Here is a 22,144-nt window from a genome sequence, read left to right on the forward strand (position 1 = left end):
TGTTCCAGGCCTGACGGGCACACTGTGATGGATTGATAGGCCGGCGGGACAGCGCCCCCCTCTGTCCTGCCGGACATCTCCCCCACGAGGGGGGAGATTAGTGGTTTCCCCGCTTGCGATACCTCTCCAACTCCGGATCAAGATCGACCCGCACCGCGTTGGTGAACACGCAGGTCGCCACCATGATGCCGGCGAAGGCGACAAGATTGACCAGCAGCGTGTCGGCGTAGCGGGCCTTGAGTGCCGCCCAGATGTCGTCCGGGACCGCATTGGCGTTGGCGGCGACCGCCTTGCCGAAAGCGATCAGCAGCGCTTCATCCTTGCTCGGCTCGATCGCTTCCGGATCAAGGCCGCCATCGATCAGCGCGCGGCGGAAGAAGGTGACCGGAATCTCGGCACGGCAGACTTGCGAGATCGCCAGCGACAAGAGCCAGATGGCGCGGTCGTCGAGCGCGGGCCGCAGCAGGTCCCGCAAGGTGAACCATTCGGCATAGATGCGATGCGCCACCGGCGAATGCAGCAGGATGCGCTTCATGTTGGTCATCCGGCCGCGCAGGCTGAGCTCCCTGTCATGCTCGGCGCGGATTTCGAGCGAAGCCGTGTCGTAATCAACAGGGGAAATGCGTGCCATGGGATGGTCCTGGTTACCCGGCGAGCGTGGTGTGAAGCTCGGGCGGCGTGCGCAGTGTGTTGCTCACCGTGCAGATCGTTTCGGCGTCCTCGACAATCCGCCTTTTCGTCGCTTCGTCGAGATCGCCCTGGACGTCGAGCACGATCATGAACCGGCCGACGCGGGAGACATCGCCTTCTGCCTTCTCGCCCCTCACATCGGCGCGGACCTCGCCGAGGTTGGCAGCGACGCCAAGGCGCGTGGCGGCGATGCGGGCGCTCAGCACCATGCAGGCGGCGACGGAGGCATAGAGCAGGTCGAGCGGATTGAAGCCCTGGGCATTGACCCCGGTCACCACATCGACGCTGCCGCCGGTCGGTGTTGTCACGACCGGCAAGCCGCCCGGCGGCATCACGGCCAGCGCGCCGGTTTCTCGGGTCCTGACCTTGAGTTCTGCCATTCAACTATCCTTTCGGGGCCGGCAAAATGCAAGGCGCAGCCGCCCCGGCGGCGAGCTCTGCCACGCAATGCCGGTATATGGTAGTCTCGAGGCCGACATCGCAACATCGACCGACGAACAAAATCGTCTGCTTCGAGGTTCAGCAATGAAGCGCAGTTTCATTTCGGCTGTGATTGCCGGCGTTGGCCTGCTCTGCGGTGCCGCATTTTTGATTGTCGGTCCGTCCCCAGTCTCGCCAGACGCCATCCAGTCGTCGGTTATTCGTACCCCGGCGCTGATCGACAGCGCCTGGAAGCTGCCAGTGGCCGCCACTTTCAACGCCAGCCTTGACTGGCAAACGAACAGCTCACGGTGCGGTCCGGCCAGTGTCGCAAACACGTTCCGCTCCATCGGCGAGGAGGAGACAAGCGAGGCCGAAGTCCTCGAGGGCACCGGAAAGTGCTGGACCGGCTTTTACATCGTCGGTCTGACGCTGGACGAGCTTGCCGACGTCGCTCAGGCGAAAACCGGGCGCAAAGTCTCCGTGCTTCGGAATCTGAGCGCCGACGAGTTCCGCGAGCACATGAAGCACGCCAACGACCCCGGTCGCCGCTACATCATCAACTTTACCCGAGAGACGATATTCGGCGCCGGCAGTGGTCATTTTTCACCGATCGGCGGCTATCTGGCGGCCGAGGACTTGGTTTTCGTTCTCGACGTCAACGAGCGCTACAAGCCTTGGCTGATCGAGCGTGAACGCCTGTTCTCGGCCATGGACACAATCGACAGCGATGGCGACAAGAAGCGCGGGTTGCTTCTGATCGAGTAGCAGGGCCCCCTAAGCGGTTTCGCAGCCACGATGCACTCGCTACCTCAACCCGGCGCCGGCCAGCCGCGCAAAACGTGTTTCTGGATCTTGCCGGAGGCGGTGCGCGGCAACGCGTCGGCGAGCAGGAATTCCTTCGGCACCTTGTAGCGGGCGATACGGTGCGCGCAGTGGGCGGCCAGCGCCGAAAGGTCGGGCGCGCGACCGGGCTTTGCGACAACGAAAGCCCGTCCGACCTCGCCCCAGCGCTCATCGGCGATGCCGATGACGGCCGCTTCGGCAATGTCGGGATGATCGAGCAACGCCATCTCGACCTCGGCCGGATAGACGTTCTCGCCGCCGGAAATGAACATGTCCTTGCGGCGGTCGACCAGGGTGACGAAACCCTCAGCATCCCGGCGTGCAATGTCGCCGGTGCGGAACCATCCATCGGATGTGAAGGCCTGCGCCGTCTCGGCCGGCCGGTTCCAGTAGCCGGGCGTGATGTTGGGGCCGCCGAGCCAGATCTCACCGGCCTCGCCCGGGGCGGCGTCGTTGCCGTCATCATCGACGATGCGCAGGCAAACCGAAGGTCCCGGCAGGCCGGCGGAACCTGCCTTGCGGGCGATCTGGCCGGCCTCGAGCGGCATGCCGAGCACTGTGCCGGCCTCGGTCATGCCGAAGCCGTCGACCATGCGCACGCCCTGCTCCAGCCACCAAAGGATATCGGCGGCGGGATTGGGGGCACCGCCGGTAAAAATGGCGGTCAGCGTGGTCCAGTTTGCCGGCGAGAACACCGCGTCTCCCCGCAGCATTTTGGCCATTTGCGGGACGCAGAAATAGTGGGTGACGCCGAGGTCCGGATCGGCCAGGCGGCGGTTGGTGAGACCGGCCTCGAAGCCGGGCGAGATCAGCACGGTGCCGCCTTGCAGCAAGGGCGGACGCAGGTTGGTGATGAGGCCGATGACATGGAACATCGGCGCGTCGCAGAGGAAGACGCTTGAACTTCCGACCCGCCCGAGCACGCTGAAATTGACCGCGGTGGCGAAGGCGTTGGCCTCGGTCATGATGACCCCCTTCGGCCGGCCCGATGTGCCCGAGGTGTAGAGGATGATCGATGGCCGGTCGGCCGCAGGCAAGGGCCGGCGCGGCGCCGGCGCGTGCGCTTCCACCGCCGCCGCAAAATCAGCGACCTCTATCGCCATGCATCTCTTGGGCAGCACCGTATCGAACGCGGCATCGTGCAGCAGCAGTGCGGGATCGCAGTCGGCGAGGATTGCTTGTTGCTCGGCCTCAGCGAGGCGCCAGTTGACCGGCACGAAGATGGCGCCGAGCCGCATGGAGGCCTGCTGCAGGATCAGGAGGTCGGCGCTGTTGCGGGCGACGGTGGCGATGCGCTGCCCCGGCTCGACGCCGTAGCCGCTCTCAAGCACGGCGACGGCACGCTGGATGGAATCGTCGAGCCTGCTGTATGTCCAGCGCCGCCCGGAAGCGAGGTCGACGCAAGCGAGGCGCTCGGGCTGCGTTGCCGCATGCAAGGCCACGGGATCGGGCGTCGTCCAGGCCGGCATCTCGCATCTCCTCCCCGGTCGAATGTCTCACTTTGCCTTGTCGTAAGCGCCGAGGCCGGGCTTGTAGCTTTTTTCGTCGATGAACTGGCGGATGCCTTCCTTGCGGCCGTCATTGTCGTAGGAATTGGCGGCCTCCTGCGCGCGCACCAGATAGTCCTCGGCATTGTCGTAGGTCATCTCGGCGACGCGGCGGATGGCGTCCTTGGTCGCCTTAAGCGCGACCGGATTTTTCTTCAGCAAAATATTCGCCACCTCGGTGACGCGCGCCTTCAGCTTTTCCAATGGCAGGCTTTCATTGACCAGCTTCCAGGCCGCCGCCTTCCTGCCGTCGATCAGTTCGCCGGTCAGCGCATGATACATGGCGTCGCGCATCGACAGCAGGTCGACCACTACCTTGGTGGCGCCGCCGCCAGGCAGGATGCCCCAGTTGATCTCCGAGAGCGCGAACTGCGCTTCGTCGGCGGCGAAGGCGAGGTCGCAGGCAAACAGCGGGCCATAGCCGCCGCCAAAGCACCAGCCATTGACCATGGCGATGGTCGGCTTGCGGTACCAGCGCAACCGCCGCCACCAGCCATAGGCTTCGCCTTGAGCCTTGCGGACGGCGCCTAGTCCCTTGGCCTCGGTCTCGCGAAAATACTCCTTGAGGTCCATGCCCGCCGACCAGGCGCTGCCCTCGCCCGACAGTACCAGCACCCCGACATCGTCGCGGTATTCCAGCCCATCCAGCACTTCCATCATGCGCCGGTTGAGCGCCGGGTTCATGCAGTTGCGTTTTTCGGGTCGGTTGAAGCGCACCCAGGCGATGCCGTTCTCGACGTCGAAGGCCACGGTCTCTTCGGTCATGGCAATTCTCCTCCTGCTTGCGTGCATGGCAAGCGAAGAGCCGCGCTCCGAACCTGCCTTGCATTAATCGCTATGCTACATAGCTTTCATAATTGCTATGTCGCATAGTATTTTCTGCTTGACAAGGGCCTTGATCGCGGTGATCGCTTGCAGCATGGACGAGGCCACAATCCGCAGCAAACCCCGCAAGGCCAGGATAGCGCCGGAAGACACGCTCGACGCGCAGATTGGCTACAATCTGCGGCGCGCTTCGGCTCTGGCGCTCAATGATTTCGCTGTCGAGATGGCCGACGCGGCGCTGCGGCCGGTCACTTACGGCATGCTGGCGCTGATCGACGAAAGGCCCGGCATTCGTGCCGCCGAACTCTGCCGCCTGCTCGGCATGAAGAGCGCGAACATGGCGCCGCTGCTTGCCGAACTCGAGGAACGCGGCCTGGTCGAACGCGACGACCATGCGCGGGACAAGCGCGTACAGGTGCTCGCCTTGACCAAGGCAGCCAAAGCGGCCATGCCGGCATGGCGCCGGCAGGTGCGCCGGCACGAGGACCGGTTCCTGCAGCAGCTGACGAAAAAGGAACGGGCAACGCTGCTGCGCCTGCTGCGCCTGATCTGGACCGAGGAAGAGTAAGTTCTTCGGCAAGCGTTCGTCACTAGCCATTTGCCATGCCGCCACCGATCTCGCTGAAGACTCTTTCGAACAAGGCGATAGCGGCGCATCCTGCCAGTCTGATTCAGGGCGGGTCGCATCCGCCTGTCAGCAGTCTTCACCGTGCCCGTTCCCTCTCCGCCCTGCCCTTTGCTAGGCTCGCGCCATCCGCAACAGAGAGCGCGAAATCATGATCGTCCAGGCCTGCATCAATGGCGCCCGCGCCGCCGATTTCCACCCTGCCCTCCCACTCGACGCCGAAGCCATGGCGCGCGACGGTGCTGCCTCGATTGCCGCCGGCGCGGCCGAGCTGCATGTCCATGCGCGCGGAGCCGACAAGCGAGAGAGCCTTTCGCCGGCAGCGATGGATCCGACGATCGCGGCGCTGCGCCGCGCCTGCCCCGGTACGCTGATCGGCGTCTCCACCGGCGCCTGGATCGAGAACGACGATGTCAGCACGCTGGTCGCCATCGCCGGCTGGCGCGAATTGCCGGACTATGCCTCGGTCAATCTCAGCGAGGCGGCGGCGCCCATTGTCATGGAGAGCCTGCGTCAGCGTGGCATCGGCATCGAAGCCGGTCTGGCTTCAGTCGCCGACGCCGAGCGGCTGGTCGGCCTCGACCATGGCGGACGCGTCCTGCGCGTGCTGGTCGAGATTTCCGAGCAGACGTTGGACGAGGCGTTTGCCGTTGCCTATGGCATCGAAAAGGTGCTCGAACGCGCCGGCATCTGCCGCGCCATCCTGTTGCATGGCGAGAACGCGACCGTGTGGCCGTTCGTCGAGAAGGCGGCGGCGCGGAAATTGTCGACCCGCGTCGGGCTGGAGGACGGCAAGGAATTGCCGGACGGCAGCGTGGCGTCAGGCAATGCTGCACTCGTGGCGGCCGCGGTGGCGATCTTCCGAGCCGGCCGATCGGCGTAGCGGCTAGGAGTGTGCGCCGCGATCTACCCTCGTGAGGTGATCGCCACGTTCGCGAAGCGGCGCAAACAGCGAGTGATAACTCCCCCTCTTGCTGTTACTAGAAATTTCTCATAGGTTGTTTTCATATCTGGAAGAAATTGCCCCTCATTTTTCTCCTTTATGAAAGCCTAGCCCTTGCGTGAGCATCTCGATCAAACCGATCGACGGCTGGTCAAGCTGTTGTCGCAGGATGCCCAGCCCGGCATCAACCGGCTCGCCGAGACGATGGCGATCTCGGTGCCGACGGTGCGTTCAAGGCTGCGCAATCTGCTGGACCGCAATTTGCTGAAGATCGTCGGGCTGCTCAATCTGACCGAGCGCCCGGAGTTGATCTCGGCCATTGTCGGCATCAACGCGCAAGGCCGAGGCCGCGCCCGCGAACTGGCGCAGCGAATCTCGGAACTGCCTTTCGTCAACTCGGCCTCGGTGGTCACCGGGCGCTTCGACATCATTGTCGACGTCACTGTCGCCGGCGATGTCGCCGACCTCTACCGCATCACCAGCGAGTTGATCCCCGGTGCCGGCATTCCCGGCGAAGTGGTGCGCAGCGAGACCTTCGTCGTCATGGCCTCGTGCAACAAATGGGTCAGCCTTCCCGAAGGCTGCTGGTCGGAAGAAACACCGGCCCGCAAGGAGCCGGTATGAAGATCGCAGTTCTCGGCGGTCTCGGCCTGCAGGGCCGCGCGGCCATCGCCGATCTCGTCGCCAGCGCCGGTGTCGAGGAAATCGTCTGTGTCGATACAGCAGCTGATGGCCCTGCCCGGCTTGCCGGCCTGACCGACCTTTCTCGCGTGCGTTTCGTCGTGCCCGAAGGCGCGATCGGTCCGGCACTCGCCACTGTGCTGGCCGATGTCGACGGCGTCATCGATCTCCTGCCGCAGCCGTTGATGCGCGAGGCGGTGCAGGCGGCGATCGCGACGCGCACGCCGCTGGTCACCACCAATTACGGCAAGGCGATTGCCGATCTGGCGCCGGAGGCAGAAAAGGCCGGCGTTTCGATCATGTCCGAATGCGGGCTCGACCCCGGCATCGACCTCGTGCTTTACGCGCGCGCCGCAAAGCAATTCTCTACGATCTCCTCGATCGATTCCTATTGCGGCGGCATCCCCGAACCGAAGGCGATGGCGAAGCCCCTCTGCTACAAGGTGAGCTGGAATTTCGACATGGTTCTGGTCAGCCAGAACCGCGACAGCGTGATGATCGAGGACGGCAAGCGCGTCGAAGTCTCGGCCGGCCGACAGCACGACAACCGCTTCATCCACGAGATCGACGTGGCCGGCCTCGGCCGGCTGGAGGCCTTTCCAAATGGCGACGCGCTGCACTATGTCGAGATGCTGGAGGCCGCCAAAGGGCTGCAACGCTCGGGCCGCTATACGCTGCGCTGGCCCGGCTGGTCGGCGTTCTGGGCGCCGCTGAAGGAACTCGGCTTCCTCTCCGAAGACAAGGTGCCTGGCACAAGCGCCAGCCCACGCGAATTTCTCGGCAGGCTGCTCGGCCCGCAACTGCAGTACGGCGCCGACGAGAAGGACCTTTGCGTGATGCGCAATGTCTTTTCCGGTCTCGAAGGCGATCGCGCCAAAACGGTGACATCGGACCTGATCATCGAACGCGACCTCGCCTCCGGCCTGTTCGGCATGAGCCTCGGCGTCGGCTATCCCGCCAGCATCGTGGTGCAGATGCTGGCGCGGCGCGAGATCACCACACCCGGGCTTTTGAACCCGCTGCAGCATGTTCCGGACGAACCGTTCTTCGACGAACTGGCCAGGCGCGGCATCAGGGTTGCCGAGACGGTGGCCTGGGACTGAGGATTTTCGAACGGTGGCGCCGCCGGCAACGGTGCTGCCGCTCAAAAAGCACCCGAAGGGTGAAAATAACAAACGACGCAGTGGAACAATACAACAAGGAGGAATGCCAAATGAAGATTGCCAAGCTTTTCATCGCCGGACTTGCGCTTGCGGGTCTCACCGCCGCTGCCAGTGCCGGAACGCTCGACGAGATCACCAAGCGCGGCGAATTGCGCGTCGCGGTGCAGACGCAAGGACCGCCCTTCTCGCTGGTCGGCGCCAATGGCGAACGCACCGGCAGTTCGGTCGAACTCGCCGAGCTGATGGCCAAGGAAATGGGCGTGAAGGTCACCTTCCTCGACTATGACTGGGACGGGCTGATCCCGGCGCTGCTGTCGGGCAAAGCCGACCTGCTGGTCGCCGACATGACGCCGACACTGGCGCGCGGCATGAAGGTCGCCTTCACCACGCCTTACATGTACACGGGCAGCACCGTCTTCACCAAGGCCGACAGCAAGTTCAAGACCACCGAGGACTGCAAGGCCAAGGGCACCAAGATCGCCGTGCTGTTGGGCGCCACCGGCGAAAAGGAAGCCAAGAACGCCTTCCCGGATGCCGACATCAAGAGCTACAAGGGCGGCGGTCCGCTGCTGCTCGACGCCGTCAACAACGGCCAGGCCGATTGCGGCGTCAACGACGTCTCGGCGGTCACGGGTCAGTCGACCGCTTATCCCGCCGGCACCTTCACCATCATGCCGGACCTCTTGTCGAAGGAGCCGCTTGCCTTCGCCACCCGCTATGACGAGCCGGACCTGCTGGTCTGGATGAACCTGTTCCTCAACCAGGTCAGCATCGACGGCCGCCTGCAGAAGAACCTCGACTACTGGGTCAATTCCGACGCCTGGAAGAAGGATCACTGAGGAATAGGAATTAGGCAGTAGGGAGTAGGCAGTAGGGAGCAGTAATTATCCGTTCCTGACACCCTACTCACTACTGCCCACTGCCTATTCCCCATTCACCGCCCATGCTCGAAAACTTCAGCTTCCGCACCATCGTCGAATATCTGCCGCTGTTCGGGCAGGGTTTGATCGCGACTGTGTGGCTGTCGGCGCTGTCCTTTGCCGGGGCGCTGGCGGTCGGCATCGTGCTCGCCGCCATGAACCTGCAGCGTGGCCAGCTGTTTCGCCTGCCAGCCAAGGCCTATATCGATGCCGTGCGCGCCACGCCGTTGCTGGCGCAGCTCTATTTCCTCTATTTCGGCCTGCCGCGGCTCGGCTTCGTGCTGCCCGAGCTTGTCGTCGGCATCATCGCTCTGTCGCTGAACAGCGGCGCCTATGTCGCCGAAATCATTCGCGCCGGCATCCTGTCGATCCCGCGCGGCCAGGTGGAAGCCGGCGTCGCCTCGGGGATGACCTATGTCCAGCGCATGCGCCTGGTCATCCTGCCGCAAGCCTTCAAGGTGACGATCCCGCCGCTGCTCGGCCAGGCGATCGTGCTGGTCAAGGATTCGGCCCTGTTGTCGTTGATCTCGGTTTCCGAACTGACACGCGCCGGCCAGTTGCTGGCGTCCGACCGCTTCATGCCGGCGGAAGGTTTTCTCACCATCGCCGCCTTTTATCTGCTGCTCTACTATTGCCTCAAAGGATTGGCGGGGCTGTCCAGTCGCTGGCTCGGCCTGCAGCCGGCAAGGAGCAGCACATGATCTGGCAGCAGCTGCAAAGCCTCGCCGGCAGCTATCCCCTCGCCTTGCGCGGCCTCGGCATGACGGTAATGCTGTCGCTGATCAGCCTGGTGCTGGGCACGGCGCTCGGCTTCGGCCTCGGCATCTTGCGCACCGGCGGCAACCGGCTGATCTCGAGTGTGATCGGCGCCTGGGTCGACCTGATCCGCGGCACGCCGTTCCTGGTGCAGATCTTTCTGATCTTCTTCATCCTGCCGGAATTCGGCATCGAGCTCGACGCCTTCACCGCCGGCATCATCGCACTGACCAATCTGGCCGCCTGCTTTATCTGCGAAATCGTCGCCGCCGGCATCCGTTCGGTGCCGACCGGCCAGGTCGAGGCAGCGCTGGCGTCAGGCCTGTCGCGCTGGCAGCGCATGCGCCAGGTGGTGCTGCCGCAAGCGATGCGCATCGTGCTGCCGCCGCTGGTCGGGCAGTATGTGCTCTTGATCAAGGATTCTTCGGTCGTCTCGGCCATCGGGCTGACCGACCTCACCCGGGTCGGCTGGCTGGTGGTGCAGCGTGTGCCCAACGGCCTGCTGGTCTTCTTCCTCGTCGGCGTCGGCTATTTCATCGTCTGCTATCCGCTGATCATGCTCGCCCGCCGGCTGGAGCGGCGCATGGGCCAAGCGCATGGCGAGGTGCAGCTGTGACATCGAACCCCAAAGGGCGCACGAATATGAGCACGCCAAGCCAGACCAAATCCGGCATGATCGACTTTCGCGGCGTCAACAAATGGTTCGGCGCGCTCAATGTGCTGAAAGACATCACACTCAGCGTCGAGCCGCGCGAGGTCGTCGTCGTCTGCGGCCCCAGCGGCTCGGGCAAGAGCACGTTGATCCGCTGCATCAACGGCTTGGAGACGATCAAGGACGGCGACCTCATCGTCGACAGCCAGCGCCTCGGGGACCCCGCCACCAACATGACGCTGCTGCGCACCGAGATCGGCTTCGTCTTCCAGTCGTTCAATCTCTACCCGCACAAGACCGCACTGGAAAACGTGACGCTGGCGCCGATCCATGTCCGCAAGATCCCGCGCGCCGAGGCCGAGCAGGCCGGTCGCGACTTGCTGGCCAAGGTCGGCCTCGCCGACAAGGTCAACGCGTATCCCTCACAGCTCTCCGGCGGCCAGCAGCAGCGCGTAGCAATCGCACGCTGCCTCGGCATGCGGCCCAAGATCATGCTGTTCGACGAGCCGACCTCGGCGCTCGACCCCGAGATGATTTCCGAAGTGCTCGACGTGATGGTCGCGGTGGCTGAAGAAGGCATGACCATGATGGTGGTGACGCACGAAATGGGCTTTGCCCGCAAGGTGGCGCAGCGCGTGGTGTTCATGGACGCCGGCGCCATCGTCGAAAGCGGCACGCCGGAGGAGTTTTTCTCTGCCCCGAAGACGGACCGCAGCCGGGCTTTTCTGAGCAAGATTCTCAGGCACTAGGGTAGAGCCAAAAACTCTTCCATGCGCGCGCATATCGGGTCGACCGCCAAGAACGCCTGGAAATGATTGCATCCGACGAGTTCGAGAGAGTCGGCGCCGGCAAGGGCTGCAAAATCACGGACCTTCGGACACAACGGATCGGCCTCTCCGCTGATCGCAAGGATCGGTCGATCAAAGCCGACAAACGGTGCCGACCGATCGGACCGGTCCAGTGCAACGCATGCCCGCAGGGCGTCAAGATCATTGCTTCTGAGTTGCCTGACGTTCCCGTCTGTCAACGGCCAGTTCTGGGTGCGCAGATACGAGATCCAGGGTTCTACGTCGACGCTCACGGCCGCCCTGAGCAGACTCAGATCCTGACCGAAGGGATGCGCCCCGTTGACGACAAGCGAGCGCACCCGGTTCGGGTAGTGGGTGGCAAACGCCAGGGCAATCGTGCCGCCCAAGGAATGCCCACAGATGTCGGCGTTGACTGCGCCGATATCATTCAGAACCGCCGCGACATCTGTCGCGCATCGCCCGGCATCATACGCTTCGGGCACATGCGGCTTGTCGCTTCTGCCGTGACCTCGAGCGTCGATCAGTATCAGTTGCCGCCCCGCCAACCGCTCGACGTAGCCTACTTCACGCCAAATCGTGTGATCAGCTGTAAAGCCGTGCAGCAGCACGAGCGGCTTTCCCGTCCCGACCACCTCATAGGCAATGCGGGTTCCGTCTTCCGATACAACGAACATGATCGTTCCTTCTGCAGGGCGCAAAACTTCACAACAGACATCGAGAGTTGTGAGCGTCGCCCTACACAGGGGGTGTCCCCTGATCGTCCCCGGCTGCGATCAGCTGCCTCGTGCAAACGCGCTGATGCTGTCGAGCAGCGGCTGCTGATCGCCGACCCAGAACCAGTGGTCGTCACCGGCGACCTCGATGAAACGCGCGTCCGGGATTTTGGCTGCGAGGAACCGCCCGGCCTCGACGCGCACGGCACGGTCGCCGGAGCGGTGCAGAACCATCGTCCTGGCCGAAACTTTTGCCAGGAGATGGCGGACGTCAGTATCACGCAGCGCTTCGAGCAAACCTGCTACCGCGCCGGGACTGGAGGCTGCCCTGAGCAATCCGGCCCACCAGCTCTGCGCCTGGCGGTCTGCGGCCAGGCTCGGGGCGAATGTCTGGATTTCCGCCGGACCACCCCAGCCGGCGAGCAGGCGTTGCTTCCACAGGTCGTATTGGGCGACGGTCAGGGCAAAAGGATAGTCGGGCGCGCGGCTGCCTTTCGCCAGGGAACCCCAGAGAACTAGGCCGATCAGGCGATCAGAATGGTTCACGGCAAAACGGATACAACCCGGCCCACCTTCCGATGCACCGATGAGCAAGGCCCTGCGGCTGCCGGCCGCGTTCATGACCGCCAGAATATCCTGCGCCGTCGCTTCGACGGTTGGGCGGGCGCCAACGCGGTCGGAAAGTCCCATGCCGCGCCGGTCGAAAAGGATCAGGCGGCCAAGACGCGAAACCGCGGTGATCCAGGAGCGGCAGCTTCTGTCTTCCCAAACCCGCTCGACATGCGAAATGAACCCCGGAACAAGCACGATATCCATCGGGCCGCTGCCGACGATCTGGTAGGCAATATGGACGCCGTCCACGTCGACATAGCGCGTTCTGGGCACGTCCGAGCCAGTATCGCGCGTTGGTTCACGCAGCAGGGCAAGCGTGGCGGAGTCTGGCGCTATGCCGAGTTCGTCCCGCAGCAACCGAACACAGGTCTCGGCCTGGCGCTCGGCCGCCGCCCTGTCCCCGGCCGCCAGGTGGGCGCGGATCAGGTGACGGTGTGCGCTTTCGCTCAAGGGGTCCAGGGCCGCAATGCGCGTCGCATGCACGACCGCGCTGCGAGGCTCGCCGCCGGCGATTTTCGCTTCGACAAGCCGCTCCAGCGCCTGCACCAGCCGGCTGCGCAGGGCCTCGCGCCTGAAGAAGACCCATTCCTCGAATTCCAGACAGTCCGGCAGTGAGAAGCCGGCGAGATAGTCGCCCTTGTGGATATCAGCGGCCTCGTCGAGAGGCCCGATATCACAGGCATGCTCGAAAACCCTGGAGTCGACCTCGGCGGACAGCGCCGGATGCAGGCTGAGGGATGTTCCGCTGGCGGCGATAACATCGCTGCCGAACGCGATGCGGATTTTATACAGCGTGCGCCGAAGGCGCGCCCGTGCGGCGTCCTCGTCGGTTTCGGGCCACAAAAGTGTAGCGGCAACCTCGCGCGCTACGGGGCCATCGGCCTCGGCGAGGTAGATGAGGAGCGCGGCTGCCTTGCGCAAGGCAAGCTCCACCCGCCGCCCGTTCAGACGGAACTCCGGATAACCCAGAAGTCGGAACTGCAATCGCTCCATCGATCCGTATGCGCCGAGCGGGGACGTTGAGGGGACGCAGGCCTTCTACCTATCCCACGACGTTGGGCCATTTGGCCCGTCTGAAGACACCCTTGGAGCGATAAATGTCACTGGTCAATACTCTCACCTTTCAGCGCATGCCCGAGGCTGGCGGCCCCATCGGCGCCTCGAACACCGAGCAAGGAGGCTGAGACATGTGCCAATCCTGCCTCTCCTGGTACGCACGCTGCATTGCTCCCTACTTCGTCCACGCGGGCTGTTCGGCCAACGCATTCGCGCACATGCGAAAGCGAATGATCCCGCAGGCAGAGGGCATTGTTGTGGAGGTCGGCTTCGGGTCCGGCCTGAACCTTCCCTACTACGACCCGGCCAGGGTGCAGCGGCTGGTGGGCGTCGATCCCGACGGCACGATGCTCGGGTTGGCTGGACCGAAGAGCCGTTCCATGCCTTTCGATGTCGAATGCCTCCGCGCCAGAGGCGAAACCCTGCCGTTGGCCGATGACTTTGCCGACACCGTCGTCGTCACCTACGCTTTCTGCACCATTCCGGACCCTGAGGCGGCGCTAAGTGAAATCCGGCGCATCTTGAAGTCCACGGGCCGGCTGATCTTCATCGAGCACGGCCAAGCAGAGGGGCCGCGTTGCCGCAGGTGGCAGGAGCGCCTGAACCGGACGTGGGGAGGAATCGCCGGCGGCTGCCAGCTCAATCGCAATCCATTGCGCCTGATCAGCGGGGCGGGCTTTCGGCTCGTCCATGATGAGCGCGGACGATTTCCGCTGTCCCTCTGGCATCTGGGAAGTCACCACGCCGGGGTCGCGGTCCCACCGCCAAATTGACGGATTTTCGCGCAGAAGATCAGTTCGCGACTGCCAGCGCTCCTCAAAGCGTTGCCAACCGCGAATTTGTCATGGTCTTTCCATAGGCTTGCCGCAGCGTCCGCTTCTCCTCCAGCGCAGCGATGACGCTTGCGGCAAAATCCGTCGCGTACATGTCGGCCAGCCGGGTCAGCCCGCCTGGCGTCAAGACGTTGATCTCCAGAAGTTTGTCGCCGACGATGTCGAGACCGACCAGGAACATGCCGTCGCCGATCAGTTTGGGGCGCACCATTTCGGCAATGCCCAGCATGGTGGCCGTTACCTTGACCTTGCGGGCCGTGCCAGCGGCATGGATGTTGGAGCGGACGTCGCCCTTGGCCGGAACGCGGCGAAAGGCTGCGTATTTGCCGTCGCGCACCAGCGGCAGGCCGTTCATCAGGAACAGACGCACGTCACCGGCCTTGGCTTCCGGAAGGTAGACCTGCGCGACAAGATAGCCGTCACCGCTGGCCGCCTCGAAAATCTGGTTGAGGTTGGAATCGGTGGGCTTGGCAATATGGAACACGTTCTTGCCACCCGAACCTTGCAGCGGTTTGACGATACAGCCCTTCGGCTGTTTGTCGATGAAGGCGCGGATCTCGGCAATGCTGCGCGATATCAGGCTCGCCGGCCTGACCGCCTCGGGGAAAGACTGCAAATAGAGCTTGCTCTGTGCCTGCGCCAGACCGCCCGGATCGTTGACGACGATGGTGCCCCGTTCGGCTGCGAGCCGACCGAACATGATGCCGGCATTGGCCGCCCATGGCCGACCGGCGCCATCCAGCGACGGGTCGTTGCGCAGAAACAATATGTCGATGTCGCTCATGGCGACAGTCTTCTTCTGCTTCGCGGCATCCTGCAGGGCAGCATGAAGCTTGCCTGATGTCTTGTAGGCAGCATCGGGCAGAGCCGTCACGCTGACGGCCAGATCATCACTAGGGCGCAGGATGAAATCGCCCGGCTCGACATAGACGACGGAATGACCGCGCTGGACGGCGGCCAGCGCCAACGCCGTCGTCGTGTATCCCGGCGTCTCGGTTTCAATGGAATTGACGAAGAACGCGATGCGCATTGTGGAGCCCCTCAGCTTTCAACCATATCGATCGGATCGATTCCCGCCATCGCTTTCCTGAGGCGCGGCCGCGCCGCGTCGGAAGAGAGGAACGCAGGTTCGAGGCGCGGCGCTCGTAGCAGACCGCGTGCGTTGAGTTCCTGGATCGCCCCGAAATGCGCGGCGGCGATCTTGCCGATCCAGAACGGCGTTAGGCTGCCGCCGTTCCTCAAGTGATCGAGGATCTGCAGCAGGCCGCGCAGATAGATGGCGTCCTTTGCAAGACCGCCGCCTCTGTAGACGCGCAGAACGACGTTGAAGGCCTCGCGATTCTCGAGATCCCTGCGAAGACTGCGGAAGGCTTCCTCGAAGGTTGCGCCGTCGAGCATCGCCTGACAGGCGATCACTCTCGCTGCAATCAGCCGCAAACGCGCTGCGGTCATGCCGCCGACTAGATACTCCGCCAGCACGGCCAGTCCCTCCTGCATGCCTTCATAGCCGGCGAGCCCGCTGCAGAAGATGGCGAGCCCCTGCGCGGCACCATTGAAATAGGTCAGCAGATGAACACCGATCTCGTGGCTGAGCAGCGCCGTCAGACGCTCCGGCGGAAGGTTGGTATCGCGCGACACCAGCAACCGGTTTCGCGAGACCAGCAGGCCGGCCGGCAGGTCGCCTCGGATCTCCACCGAAGCCTCGAAATCGGGATAGGCGACCCGGCATCCGGCGATCATGTCGCGCGCGGCGGCGGCAACGGCGGCGGCATCGAGGCCCTTCTGCCGGGCGGCCGAGGCAACGCGCGGGAGCCTTTCGAGAATGGAGCGTGCCCTCGCCGCCAGGCTCGGCTCGACGCTGCCATAGAGGGCTCGTCCAAGTTCGACGAATCGCGGCGTCTCGCGTGCCGCGAGCATCGACAGCTGGAGATCGAGCTCCTGCTGCTTTTCGGAGAGCAGCCTGGTCAGGAGCGTATCTTCCAGATGATCGAGCGAGATCGAATAGAGCCTCCGCTTCTGGTCGGCGACCTCAAGCTCGAGCGGCCGGTAAAGCAGTGCGGGCACACGCTCGAAAGCGCCTGCCTGGAATTCCCGCCAGGCGGGTTCGGCATTGATCGGTGTGACGGCAAGCAGAAAATCGAAGGTCGACGCGACATTGTCGATCGCACGGTCGGCGCGCACGACAGCGTCGATATAGGCGCGGCGGCCGAGGGAACGATGGGTCGCCGGCTGTTCCAGGCTCGATGCCTTCAGGAAGGCGCTGACGGCCTGAAGCGCGGAATCGACCATGTTGGCGACGACGAGATCGTGGAGTTCGGGGTAGACGCGCTTGGTGCCCGGCACCCTGTAGATCGGGGCGAAGCGCACCGTCAGGCACGCCACATCACCGGGATCGTTCCAGAGCCGTGCTTCGGCACGTGTGGTGGGACTGAGCTCGTCGACGCGGGGCGTGCGGTATTTGGCTTCACGCGCGGATGCAGCATCAGCGAAGCGCTTGCGCGCCGCCTTCTCCGGCGCCGTGCTGCCGCAGGCCAGCGCAATCTCGAAAGGCGGCAGGAATGGAACATCCTCCGTCAGGAACCGGTCTTCGGCCAACTCGCCGATGTCCAGCAAGAGGAATGCGCCGCAGTGATCGTGTAGCCGGCGCGCCACCAGCCGCGCGACCTCGCCGGCGAGCTCGATGTCGGCGGCGATCAGATAGGAGGCGTTGGCGGAGACGGCATGGAATGCGGCATCCTGACGCGACCCGACATGGACACACAGAAAGGGCAGCGGCCGATCGATGTGCAAACGATTGCCGTTGCCGAACTCGCGGCGGATCGGCTTGCCGTCGCGGAAAAGCCCGCCAAGGTCCGCTTCGATTTGCAGCAGTGGAGATGTGTGCTCGACAAGCTTGGGCTTCATCGCATGGCCCGCAGCGCCTTTGCCAGGACAGGCACAGTTGACGCCAGTATGGCGCGCAGCTGATCGATTGCTGCCCAGTCGGGTTCGCCGCTCCATTCGTCCATAAAAATCTTCTTGAACTCCACCGCGATGGCACAGCCGGTCTCTGGAAAATTGGTGTGGACGAAACGCGTCTGTTCGCCCTTGCCCTGGAAGGACACGTTCTCGCGCACATCGATTGGCTCGCCGTTGAGCTGGTGGCCGCGAAGCGTTTCGATGAACGCATCGACGACCGGCGCCCAGCGCTCGCGGTCCATCGAAGACGTCCCGATGTTGATGTCGGGAGCTGCGTCGCGAGATGTCGGCACAGAATGCGGCCCATCGCGGCGGTGATTGTAGCTGTGGACGTCGACGAGAACGAAACGGCCATAGCGCTTCTCGATATCGGCGAGGACGCGCTTCAGCTCACTGTAGAAGGCATCGTGAAAGGACAGAGACTCCTCCACGATGGCCTCGGCCGGCAACTCCCGCCAGACTTTGAGCCCCCAGGACTGGTCCGGCGACAAGTAGACGGCAGCGTCGCGCGCGCGGTTCAGATCGACCTGGAAGCGCGACCGATGAACGATGATCCGGGTCGGGAAATCGGCGATGAAGCGCTCGGTGAACGGATCTTCCTCTCGAAGCCGGTCTGGATCAGAAAGACACATAAGCCCTCGGCAAGCACTGCCAACGTCGGTGCCGCTGTGGATGGCTGTACCGACGACAGGACCGTCTCCGAGCTTGATCGTCCAGCCCGACCCGCCCCGACCGGTGTTGGAAATCGTCTTGTCCATGCTCCGAAATGCGCGGAGCGTGCGGACGGTTCCGCTTCATGTCGAAAGCGGCCTTCAGTCGAACGTCGCCAGCGGCTCGGCTTTGATCTCCACCCAGTCGCAGCGCCGGCTGTCGTGGTAGAAGGACTGGAAGGGCGGCGGGAAGGACGGGTCGGCGAAGGCGCCGACGGGAATGGCGATCACCCCGGGTTGAGTATCGATCCGGTAGTGGACGCTGGCGCCGCACTCTGGGCAGAAATTGTAGATGACGCGGCCGCCCTGATCGCCCGTGCGGGTGAACTGCTTCGCCCGTCCCTCGATCGATACATCGCCTTCCGCAAACCGGACATTGTAGCTGAAGGCGCTGCCGGTGCGGCGCTTGCAGTCCAGGCAATGGCAGACCGAGATGCGCACCGGCTCGCCCGTACAGGTTGCTGACAGCTGGCCGCAGAGACATTGCGCGCGCCGCGTGATCATGGTTTCGTCGTCTCCTTCACATTACTGCGTGTCGGCGCTGGCCCTCAACTCCGTGCGCTTCTCGTCCGACACGACGGCCAGATCCAGCACCTTTTGCAGTTCGGCGGCATGATGGAATGACGGTTCGGTCTGCACGCCGCTTGCGACCGCATCGACGAAACGCTGGTAGTTGGTCGGCACCGTGCCGGCGTCGATCACCTGCCATTTGGCGGTCTCGATATCCTCGCCAATGCACGCCTTCAGCTCCGAGCCCTCCAGATTGTGCACGACCTCGATGCCGCCCTTGTCGCCGTAGATGCGCAGGCGCAGTTCGTTCATATGGCCGGTCGCCCAGCGGCTGGCATGGACGACGCCAAAGGCGCCGTTGGAAAAATCCAGCGTCATGGCGAAACTGTCATTGGCGTCGAGGTCGTATTCGCCGATGCGGTTGCCCGGCGCCTTGTCGAAGGCGCGCAGCCGGCAGAAGACGTGGTCGATGTCGAGTGCGGCGCCATAGCTGGCGAAATCGAGGATATGGATGCCGACATCGCCTAGCACGCCGTTGGAGCCGTGGCTGCGCGACAGCCGCCACAGCCATTTCGGATCGGTGCGCCAGTCGCCCCAGAATTTCGACACCAGCCAGCTCTGCAGATAGGAGGCCTCGACGTGGCGGACGGTGCCGATGTCGCCGGCCAGCACCATCTGCCGCGCCTTCTGCAAGGGAGCGACGTTGCGATAGGTGAGGTTGACCATATTGACGATGCCAGCGGCTTGCGCCGCGTCAGCCATCTCGCTCGCCTTGGCGAAATTTTCGGCGAGCGGCTTTTCGCACAGCACCGGCTTGCCGGCCGCAATCAGCGCCATGGTCGTCGGATGGTGGATACGGTCCGGCGTGACGTTGGCCACCGCATCGAAGCCGCCCCAGTCGAGCGCTGCCTCCAGCGAGGTGAAGCGCTTCGGGATCTTGAAGCCGTCGGCGAATTCGCCGACGCGCTTTTCATCGACATCGACAGCGCCGACGATCTCGACGCCATCAATGGCGCCAAAGCGGCGGGCATGCTCCTGCGCCATCCAGCCGGTACCCAATATCAAAAGCCGCATTTTTGCACTCCGAGCGAAATTGGTTCGATTCAATGAAATGAGCCGAATGTGGTCCAAGCGTTGTTCATACGCAACTCCAGACGGAAAGCCGCTGCGCCTTTTCCTTGGGTTGTTTTAGCGGAAACCCGCCTCGCCCGAGGCGTGCAGCTTGCCGCCGCGCTCGACGATGGTCTCCAGCGCCTTGTCGACCGGCACGTTCGGCGCATCCAGAATCGCCGATTTCGTGCCTTGCGGGTTGTGCGCCCACTTCACCGCGTTGCGCAGCACCTTGTGCACAGTGGTGTCGTGATAGGTGGGATAGGTCTCATGGCCCGGGCGGAAGTAGAAGACGTTGCCGGCGCCGCGCCGGTAGGTCAGCCCGGAGCGGAACACCTCGCCGCCCTGGAACCAGGAGATGAACACCGTCTCCAGCGGCTCCGGCACGGCGAACTGCTCGCCATACATTTCTTCATTCTCGAGCTCGAAAAACTCGCCAACGCCTTCGGCGATCGGATGGCTGGGGCTGGTCACCCAGAGCCGCTCGCGCTCGCCGGCCTCGCGCCATTTCAGCGTGCAGGGCGTGCCCATCAGCCGCTTGAAGATTTTCGAGAAATGGCCGGAATGCAGAACGATCAGCCCCATGCCTTCGAAGACCCGGCGGGCGACGCGCTCGACCACTTCGTCGGCAACGGCGCCATGGTCCTTGTGGCCCCACCAGACCAGCACGTCGGTCTCGGCCAGACGATCGGCCGACAGGCCATGCTCGGGCTGTTCCAGCGTGGCGGTCGAGGCGGAGATCGCCTTGTCGGCATTCAGCGCCTTGGCGATGGTCGTGTGCATGCCCTCGGGATAGAGGGCGGCGACCACCTCATTGGTCCGCTCATGGATGTTCTCGCCCCAAACGACAGCGCGTATTGTCATGATGTCCTCGTGGTGAAGCCGACCCGCCGCGGTCAGTCATAGTCTGCTCGGAGCGGAATGGAAACGATTTTGGGCAGTAAGGCAGTAGGGGAATAGGGGAAGAAAAAGGAAAGGGCAGCGAGAGCCTGAGGCCCTACTGCCCTACTGCCCTACTGCCCTACTGCCCTACTGCCCTACTGCCCTACTGCCCTACTGCCCTACTGCCTACGCTCCCCGCCCATCCTGGGCGACCTGCGTCAGCGGCCTAGAGAGCCGCGGCACGACGACAAGGCGCTTGATCTTGCCCTTCTTGTAGGCGGAGAGGAAGCGCGCATAGTCCTTGAAGACGACGCAGCCGTTTGATTCCGCACGGCCGCCGCGCAGCATGTAGGTGTGGGCGAGCAGGCCGTCGCGGCCATATTTGTTGCTGCCGCTGACCGGAGTGAGCCGTATCGCCTCGACGCCATGGAAGCGTGATTCACGCAGCCTCAGATCATAAGTATCGGGCGGCGTCGGGCCGACATTTTTCTTGTGGACGAAACGCGGCTGGTCGACCATCGAGCCCAGTCCCGAATGGGCCTCGAGCCGGGAGCCGTCCGGCATGTAGACGGTCTTGGCCGAGATGTCGTAGACGGCGACGCCGCCCCCCATTCCGGGCGTGGCGAACAGATCCTTGAAGGCGCGGCCGACACCGCCAGCCGGGACATCCGGTTTGGCATAGGCCAGCATCTCGCCGGCTTGCGCCTTCACCCGCTTGCCCGGCTTGGTGCGGATGGTCTCGCTGCCTGGCACGCCCGGCAGTGCGGCGACGTCCTGGGAATTGCGCGGCGAGCGCGGCGACACAATGCCCGGCGACTGGGGTGCCGCGGTCTCGGCCGCCCTGTCGGTCTGTGGCTTGGCCGCCTGAGGCTTGGCCGCTTGCGCCTTAGGCTTGCTGGGCGCCTCGGCAGGCTGAGCGGTTTCGGCGCGCGGACGCCGACCCGGCAGTGCAATGTTGTCGGGCAGATCATCCTGCGGCGGCAGCGAGGCGACCTGAACCTCGGCCTGCTCAGGATTTTGCGCTTCGACGATTGCCGCGACGGCCGGCGGCGGCGCCAGCATGTCGGCGCCCTGATCCGGCAAGGTGTTGGCCAGCGCCAGCGCAAGGCGGGACGAGCGTTCGATCTCGGCCACTTCCGGCCCAAAGCGCTCCGAGGCGGGGCCATGCTGGTCGGGCATGCGGACTTCGGCGAAACGGGCAGCGGCCGGAAGGCTGGCAAGCATGAAGGGCGCATTCGAGGCCTTGGCGAAGGCGGCAGCCAGCTTTTGCGGCGACAGCTTTGCCTTGGCCACCACGCCGTCGAAACGCGCATCGCGCGGAGTGACAAGTGCGATGCTGGTGTTTTGCGCCGTACCGATGTTTTGCGCGACATCGGCATTCGAGGCATGCGCGGCCGGCTTCAGCCGCGCCATCTTGCCGTTATGCGCGAAGCTCGCGGCGGTGCGCCTGCAGCCGGTATCGCACTGGGTGAGCAGCGAGGCCTGTAATTTCTGTGCCGAAAGCCGCGGCGCCCACGAATTGGCAAGGCTGCGGCGGGAATCGGCAAGTGCTGCGTTTGGCAGAAGCAGGCTTTGCGGCAAGGTGTTGGACGCGGCGGTGAGCGAGGTGCCTAGCGAATAGAGGCCGGCCATGGTCGCTACCGACCACAGCGCAAGGGCCGCGCCGACGACCGGCACCACCACCCAGCGCTGGCCGGATCTCTTCGAAGTCAAATCCCGTTCAGGATTGTCGCCCCGGTCTTTCAAACGCAAAAACGCCATACAACCACTCTCAATCGGCATGCAGGCTTGCGACCCTCGCATCCGTGACATCCACAGTTCGCTGGTGCCCCCTGCACCTTTCGCGTCTGTTGCCGATTGAATCAAAAGATGGACAAAGTTGG

At 64.0% G+C, this 22,144-nt stretch carries 23 protein-coding genes; 10 read left to right on the forward strand and 13 right to left on the reverse strand.

The window, feature by feature from the left end:
* Positions 1-97: 97 nt before the first annotated feature.
* The gene (locus AC1D1L_RS20715; protein ID WP_477343309.1) at positions 98-631 is read right to left on the reverse strand and encodes a carboxymuconolactone decarboxylase family protein; all 534 of its coding nucleotides are present in this window, start codon (positions 629-631) and stop codon (positions 98-100) included.
* A 13-nt stretch (positions 632-644) separates the two neighbouring features.
* The gene (locus AC1D1L_RS20720) at positions 645-1,070 is read right to left on the reverse strand and encodes an OsmC family protein (RefSeq protein WP_352558103.1); all 426 of its coding nucleotides are present in this window, start codon (positions 1,068-1,070) and stop codon (positions 645-647) included.
* 145 nt (positions 1,071-1,215) lie between these two features.
* On the opposite strand from AC1D1L_RS20720, the gene AC1D1L_RS20725 reads away from it, so the two are divergent.
* On the forward strand, positions 1,216-1,878 hold the full coding sequence (locus tag AC1D1L_RS20725; protein ID WP_477343310.1) for a phytochelatin synthase family protein: 663 nt from the start codon (positions 1,216-1,218) through the stop codon (positions 1,876-1,878).
* A 44-nt stretch (positions 1,879-1,922) separates the two neighbouring features.
* On the opposite strand, the gene AC1D1L_RS20730 is transcribed toward AC1D1L_RS20725, so the two are convergent.
* Together AC1D1L_RS20730 and AC1D1L_RS20735 are read right to left on the reverse strand one after the other, a co-directional pair.
* The gene (locus tag AC1D1L_RS20730) at positions 1,923-3,425 is read right to left on the reverse strand and encodes an AMP-binding protein (protein WP_477343311.1); all 1,503 of its coding nucleotides are present in this window, start codon (positions 3,423-3,425) and stop codon (positions 1,923-1,925) included.
* Positions 3,426-3,452: 27 nt separating this feature from the next.
* Entirely contained in the window at positions 3,453-4,268 is an 816-nt protein-coding gene (locus AC1D1L_RS20735; protein WP_477343312.1) for a p-hydroxycinnamoyl CoA hydratase/lyase, read from the reverse strand.
* 154 nt (positions 4,269-4,422) lie between these two features.
* Between AC1D1L_RS20735 and AC1D1L_RS20740 the strand changes: the two genes are divergently transcribed.
* From AC1D1L_RS20740 to AC1D1L_RS20775, 8 genes are all read left to right on the forward strand, one after another.
* Positions 4,423-4,896 (forward strand): MarR family winged helix-turn-helix transcriptional regulator, encoded by a 474-nt coding sequence (locus AC1D1L_RS20740; RefSeq protein WP_352592170.1) that lies wholly within the window; start codon positions 4,423-4,425, stop codon positions 4,894-4,896.
* Between the two features lie 208 nt (positions 4,897-5,104).
* A complete protein-coding gene (locus tag AC1D1L_RS20745; protein ID WP_477343313.1) occupies positions 5,105-5,836 on the forward strand; it encodes a 3-keto-5-aminohexanoate cleavage protein in 732 nt (243 codons plus the stop codon).
* A 174-nt stretch (positions 5,837-6,010) separates the two neighbouring features.
* A complete protein-coding gene (locus AC1D1L_RS20750; protein WP_477343314.1) occupies positions 6,011-6,520 on the forward strand; it encodes an Lrp/AsnC family transcriptional regulator in 510 nt (169 codons plus the stop codon).
* Positions 6,517-7,680, forward strand: a complete 1,164-nt coding sequence (locus AC1D1L_RS20755; RefSeq protein ID WP_477343315.1) for a saccharopine dehydrogenase family protein — start codon at positions 6,517-6,519, stop codon at positions 7,678-7,680. Before AC1D1L_RS20750 ends, AC1D1L_RS20755 begins: the two co-directional genes overlap by 4 nt.
* Before the next feature lie 110 nt (positions 7,681-7,790).
* Complete coding sequence (locus AC1D1L_RS20760) at positions 7,791-8,579, forward strand: ABC transporter substrate-binding protein (protein ID WP_477343316.1); 789 nt, start codon at positions 7,791-7,793, stop codon at positions 8,577-8,579.
* A 104-nt stretch (positions 8,580-8,683) separates the two neighbouring features.
* Positions 8,684-9,361 carry an amino acid ABC transporter permease gene (locus tag AC1D1L_RS20765; RefSeq protein ID WP_477343317.1) on the forward strand — a complete coding sequence of 226 codons (678 nt, stop codon included), beginning with the start codon at positions 8,684-8,686 and terminating at the stop codon, positions 9,359-9,361.
* The gene (locus AC1D1L_RS20770) at positions 9,358-10,032 is read left to right on the forward strand and encodes an amino acid ABC transporter permease (RefSeq protein ID WP_477283209.1); all 675 of its coding nucleotides are present in this window, start codon (positions 9,358-9,360) and stop codon (positions 10,030-10,032) included. The genes AC1D1L_RS20765 and AC1D1L_RS20770 overlap by 4 nt, the downstream gene beginning before the upstream one ends.
* A 56-nt stretch (positions 10,033-10,088) precedes the next feature.
* Entirely contained in the window at positions 10,089-10,817 is a 729-nt protein-coding gene (locus tag AC1D1L_RS20775; RefSeq protein WP_477343382.1) for an amino acid ABC transporter ATP-binding protein, read from the forward strand.
* Here AC1D1L_RS20775 and AC1D1L_RS20780 read toward each other — a convergent pair.
* Both AC1D1L_RS20780 and AC1D1L_RS20785 read right to left on the reverse strand, forming a co-directional pair.
* Entirely contained in the window at positions 10,814-11,551 is a 738-nt protein-coding gene (locus AC1D1L_RS20780; protein WP_477343319.1) for an alpha/beta fold hydrolase, read from the reverse strand. The two genes, AC1D1L_RS20775 and AC1D1L_RS20780, sit on opposite strands and share 4 nt — an antisense overlap.
* Positions 11,552-11,650: 99 nt before the next feature.
* Complete coding sequence (locus AC1D1L_RS20785) at positions 11,651-13,195, reverse strand: bifunctional AfsR/SARP family transcriptional regulator/alpha/beta hydrolase (protein WP_477343321.1); 1,545 nt, start codon at positions 13,193-13,195, stop codon at positions 11,651-11,653.
* A 293-nt stretch (positions 13,196-13,488) separates the two neighbouring features.
* On the opposite strand from AC1D1L_RS20785, the gene AC1D1L_RS20790 reads away from it, so the two are divergent.
* A complete protein-coding gene (locus AC1D1L_RS20790) occupies positions 13,489-14,031 on the forward strand; it encodes a class I SAM-dependent methyltransferase (RefSeq protein WP_477343322.1) in 543 nt (180 codons plus the stop codon).
* 43 nt (positions 14,032-14,074) lie between these two features.
* On the opposite strand, the gene AC1D1L_RS20795 is transcribed toward AC1D1L_RS20790, so the two are convergent.
* The 7 genes from AC1D1L_RS20795 to AC1D1L_RS20825 form a co-directional block, all read right to left on the reverse strand.
* A complete protein-coding gene (locus tag AC1D1L_RS20795) occupies positions 14,075-15,121 on the reverse strand; it encodes a glutathione synthetase (RefSeq protein ID WP_477343323.1) in 1,047 nt (348 codons plus the stop codon).
* 11 nt (positions 15,122-15,132) lie between these two features.
* Positions 15,133-16,995, reverse strand: a complete 1,863-nt coding sequence (locus AC1D1L_RS20800; RefSeq protein ID WP_477343324.1) for a flavohemoglobin expression-modulating QEGLA motif protein — start codon at positions 16,993-16,995, stop codon at positions 15,133-15,135.
* Complete coding sequence (locus AC1D1L_RS20805; protein WP_477343325.1) at positions 16,992-17,807, reverse strand: N-formylglutamate amidohydrolase; 816 nt, start codon at positions 17,805-17,807, stop codon at positions 16,992-16,994. Before AC1D1L_RS20805 ends, AC1D1L_RS20800 begins: the two co-directional genes overlap by 4 nt.
* Positions 17,808-17,861: 54 nt before the next feature.
* Complete coding sequence (locus AC1D1L_RS20810; protein WP_477343326.1) at positions 17,862-18,263, reverse strand: GFA family protein; 402 nt, start codon at positions 18,261-18,263, stop codon at positions 17,862-17,864.
* 21 nt (positions 18,264-18,284) lie between these two features.
* Positions 18,285-19,343, reverse strand: coding sequence for a Gfo/Idh/MocA family protein (locus AC1D1L_RS20815; protein ID WP_477343327.1), 1,059 nt, complete (start codon positions 19,341-19,343; stop codon positions 18,285-18,287).
* A 114-nt stretch (positions 19,344-19,457) separates the two neighbouring features.
* Complete coding sequence (locus AC1D1L_RS20820; RefSeq protein WP_477343328.1) at positions 19,458-20,243, reverse strand: ThuA domain-containing protein; 786 nt, start codon at positions 20,241-20,243, stop codon at positions 19,458-19,460.
* Positions 20,244-20,447: 204 nt separating this feature from the next.
* Positions 20,448-21,974, reverse strand: coding sequence for a DUF2778 domain-containing protein (locus tag AC1D1L_RS20825; protein WP_477343329.1), 1,527 nt, complete (start codon positions 21,972-21,974; stop codon positions 20,448-20,450).
* Positions 21,975-22,144 lie beyond the last annotated feature (170 nt).

The organism is Mesorhizobium sp. P2_D6 (assembly GCF_056404315.1).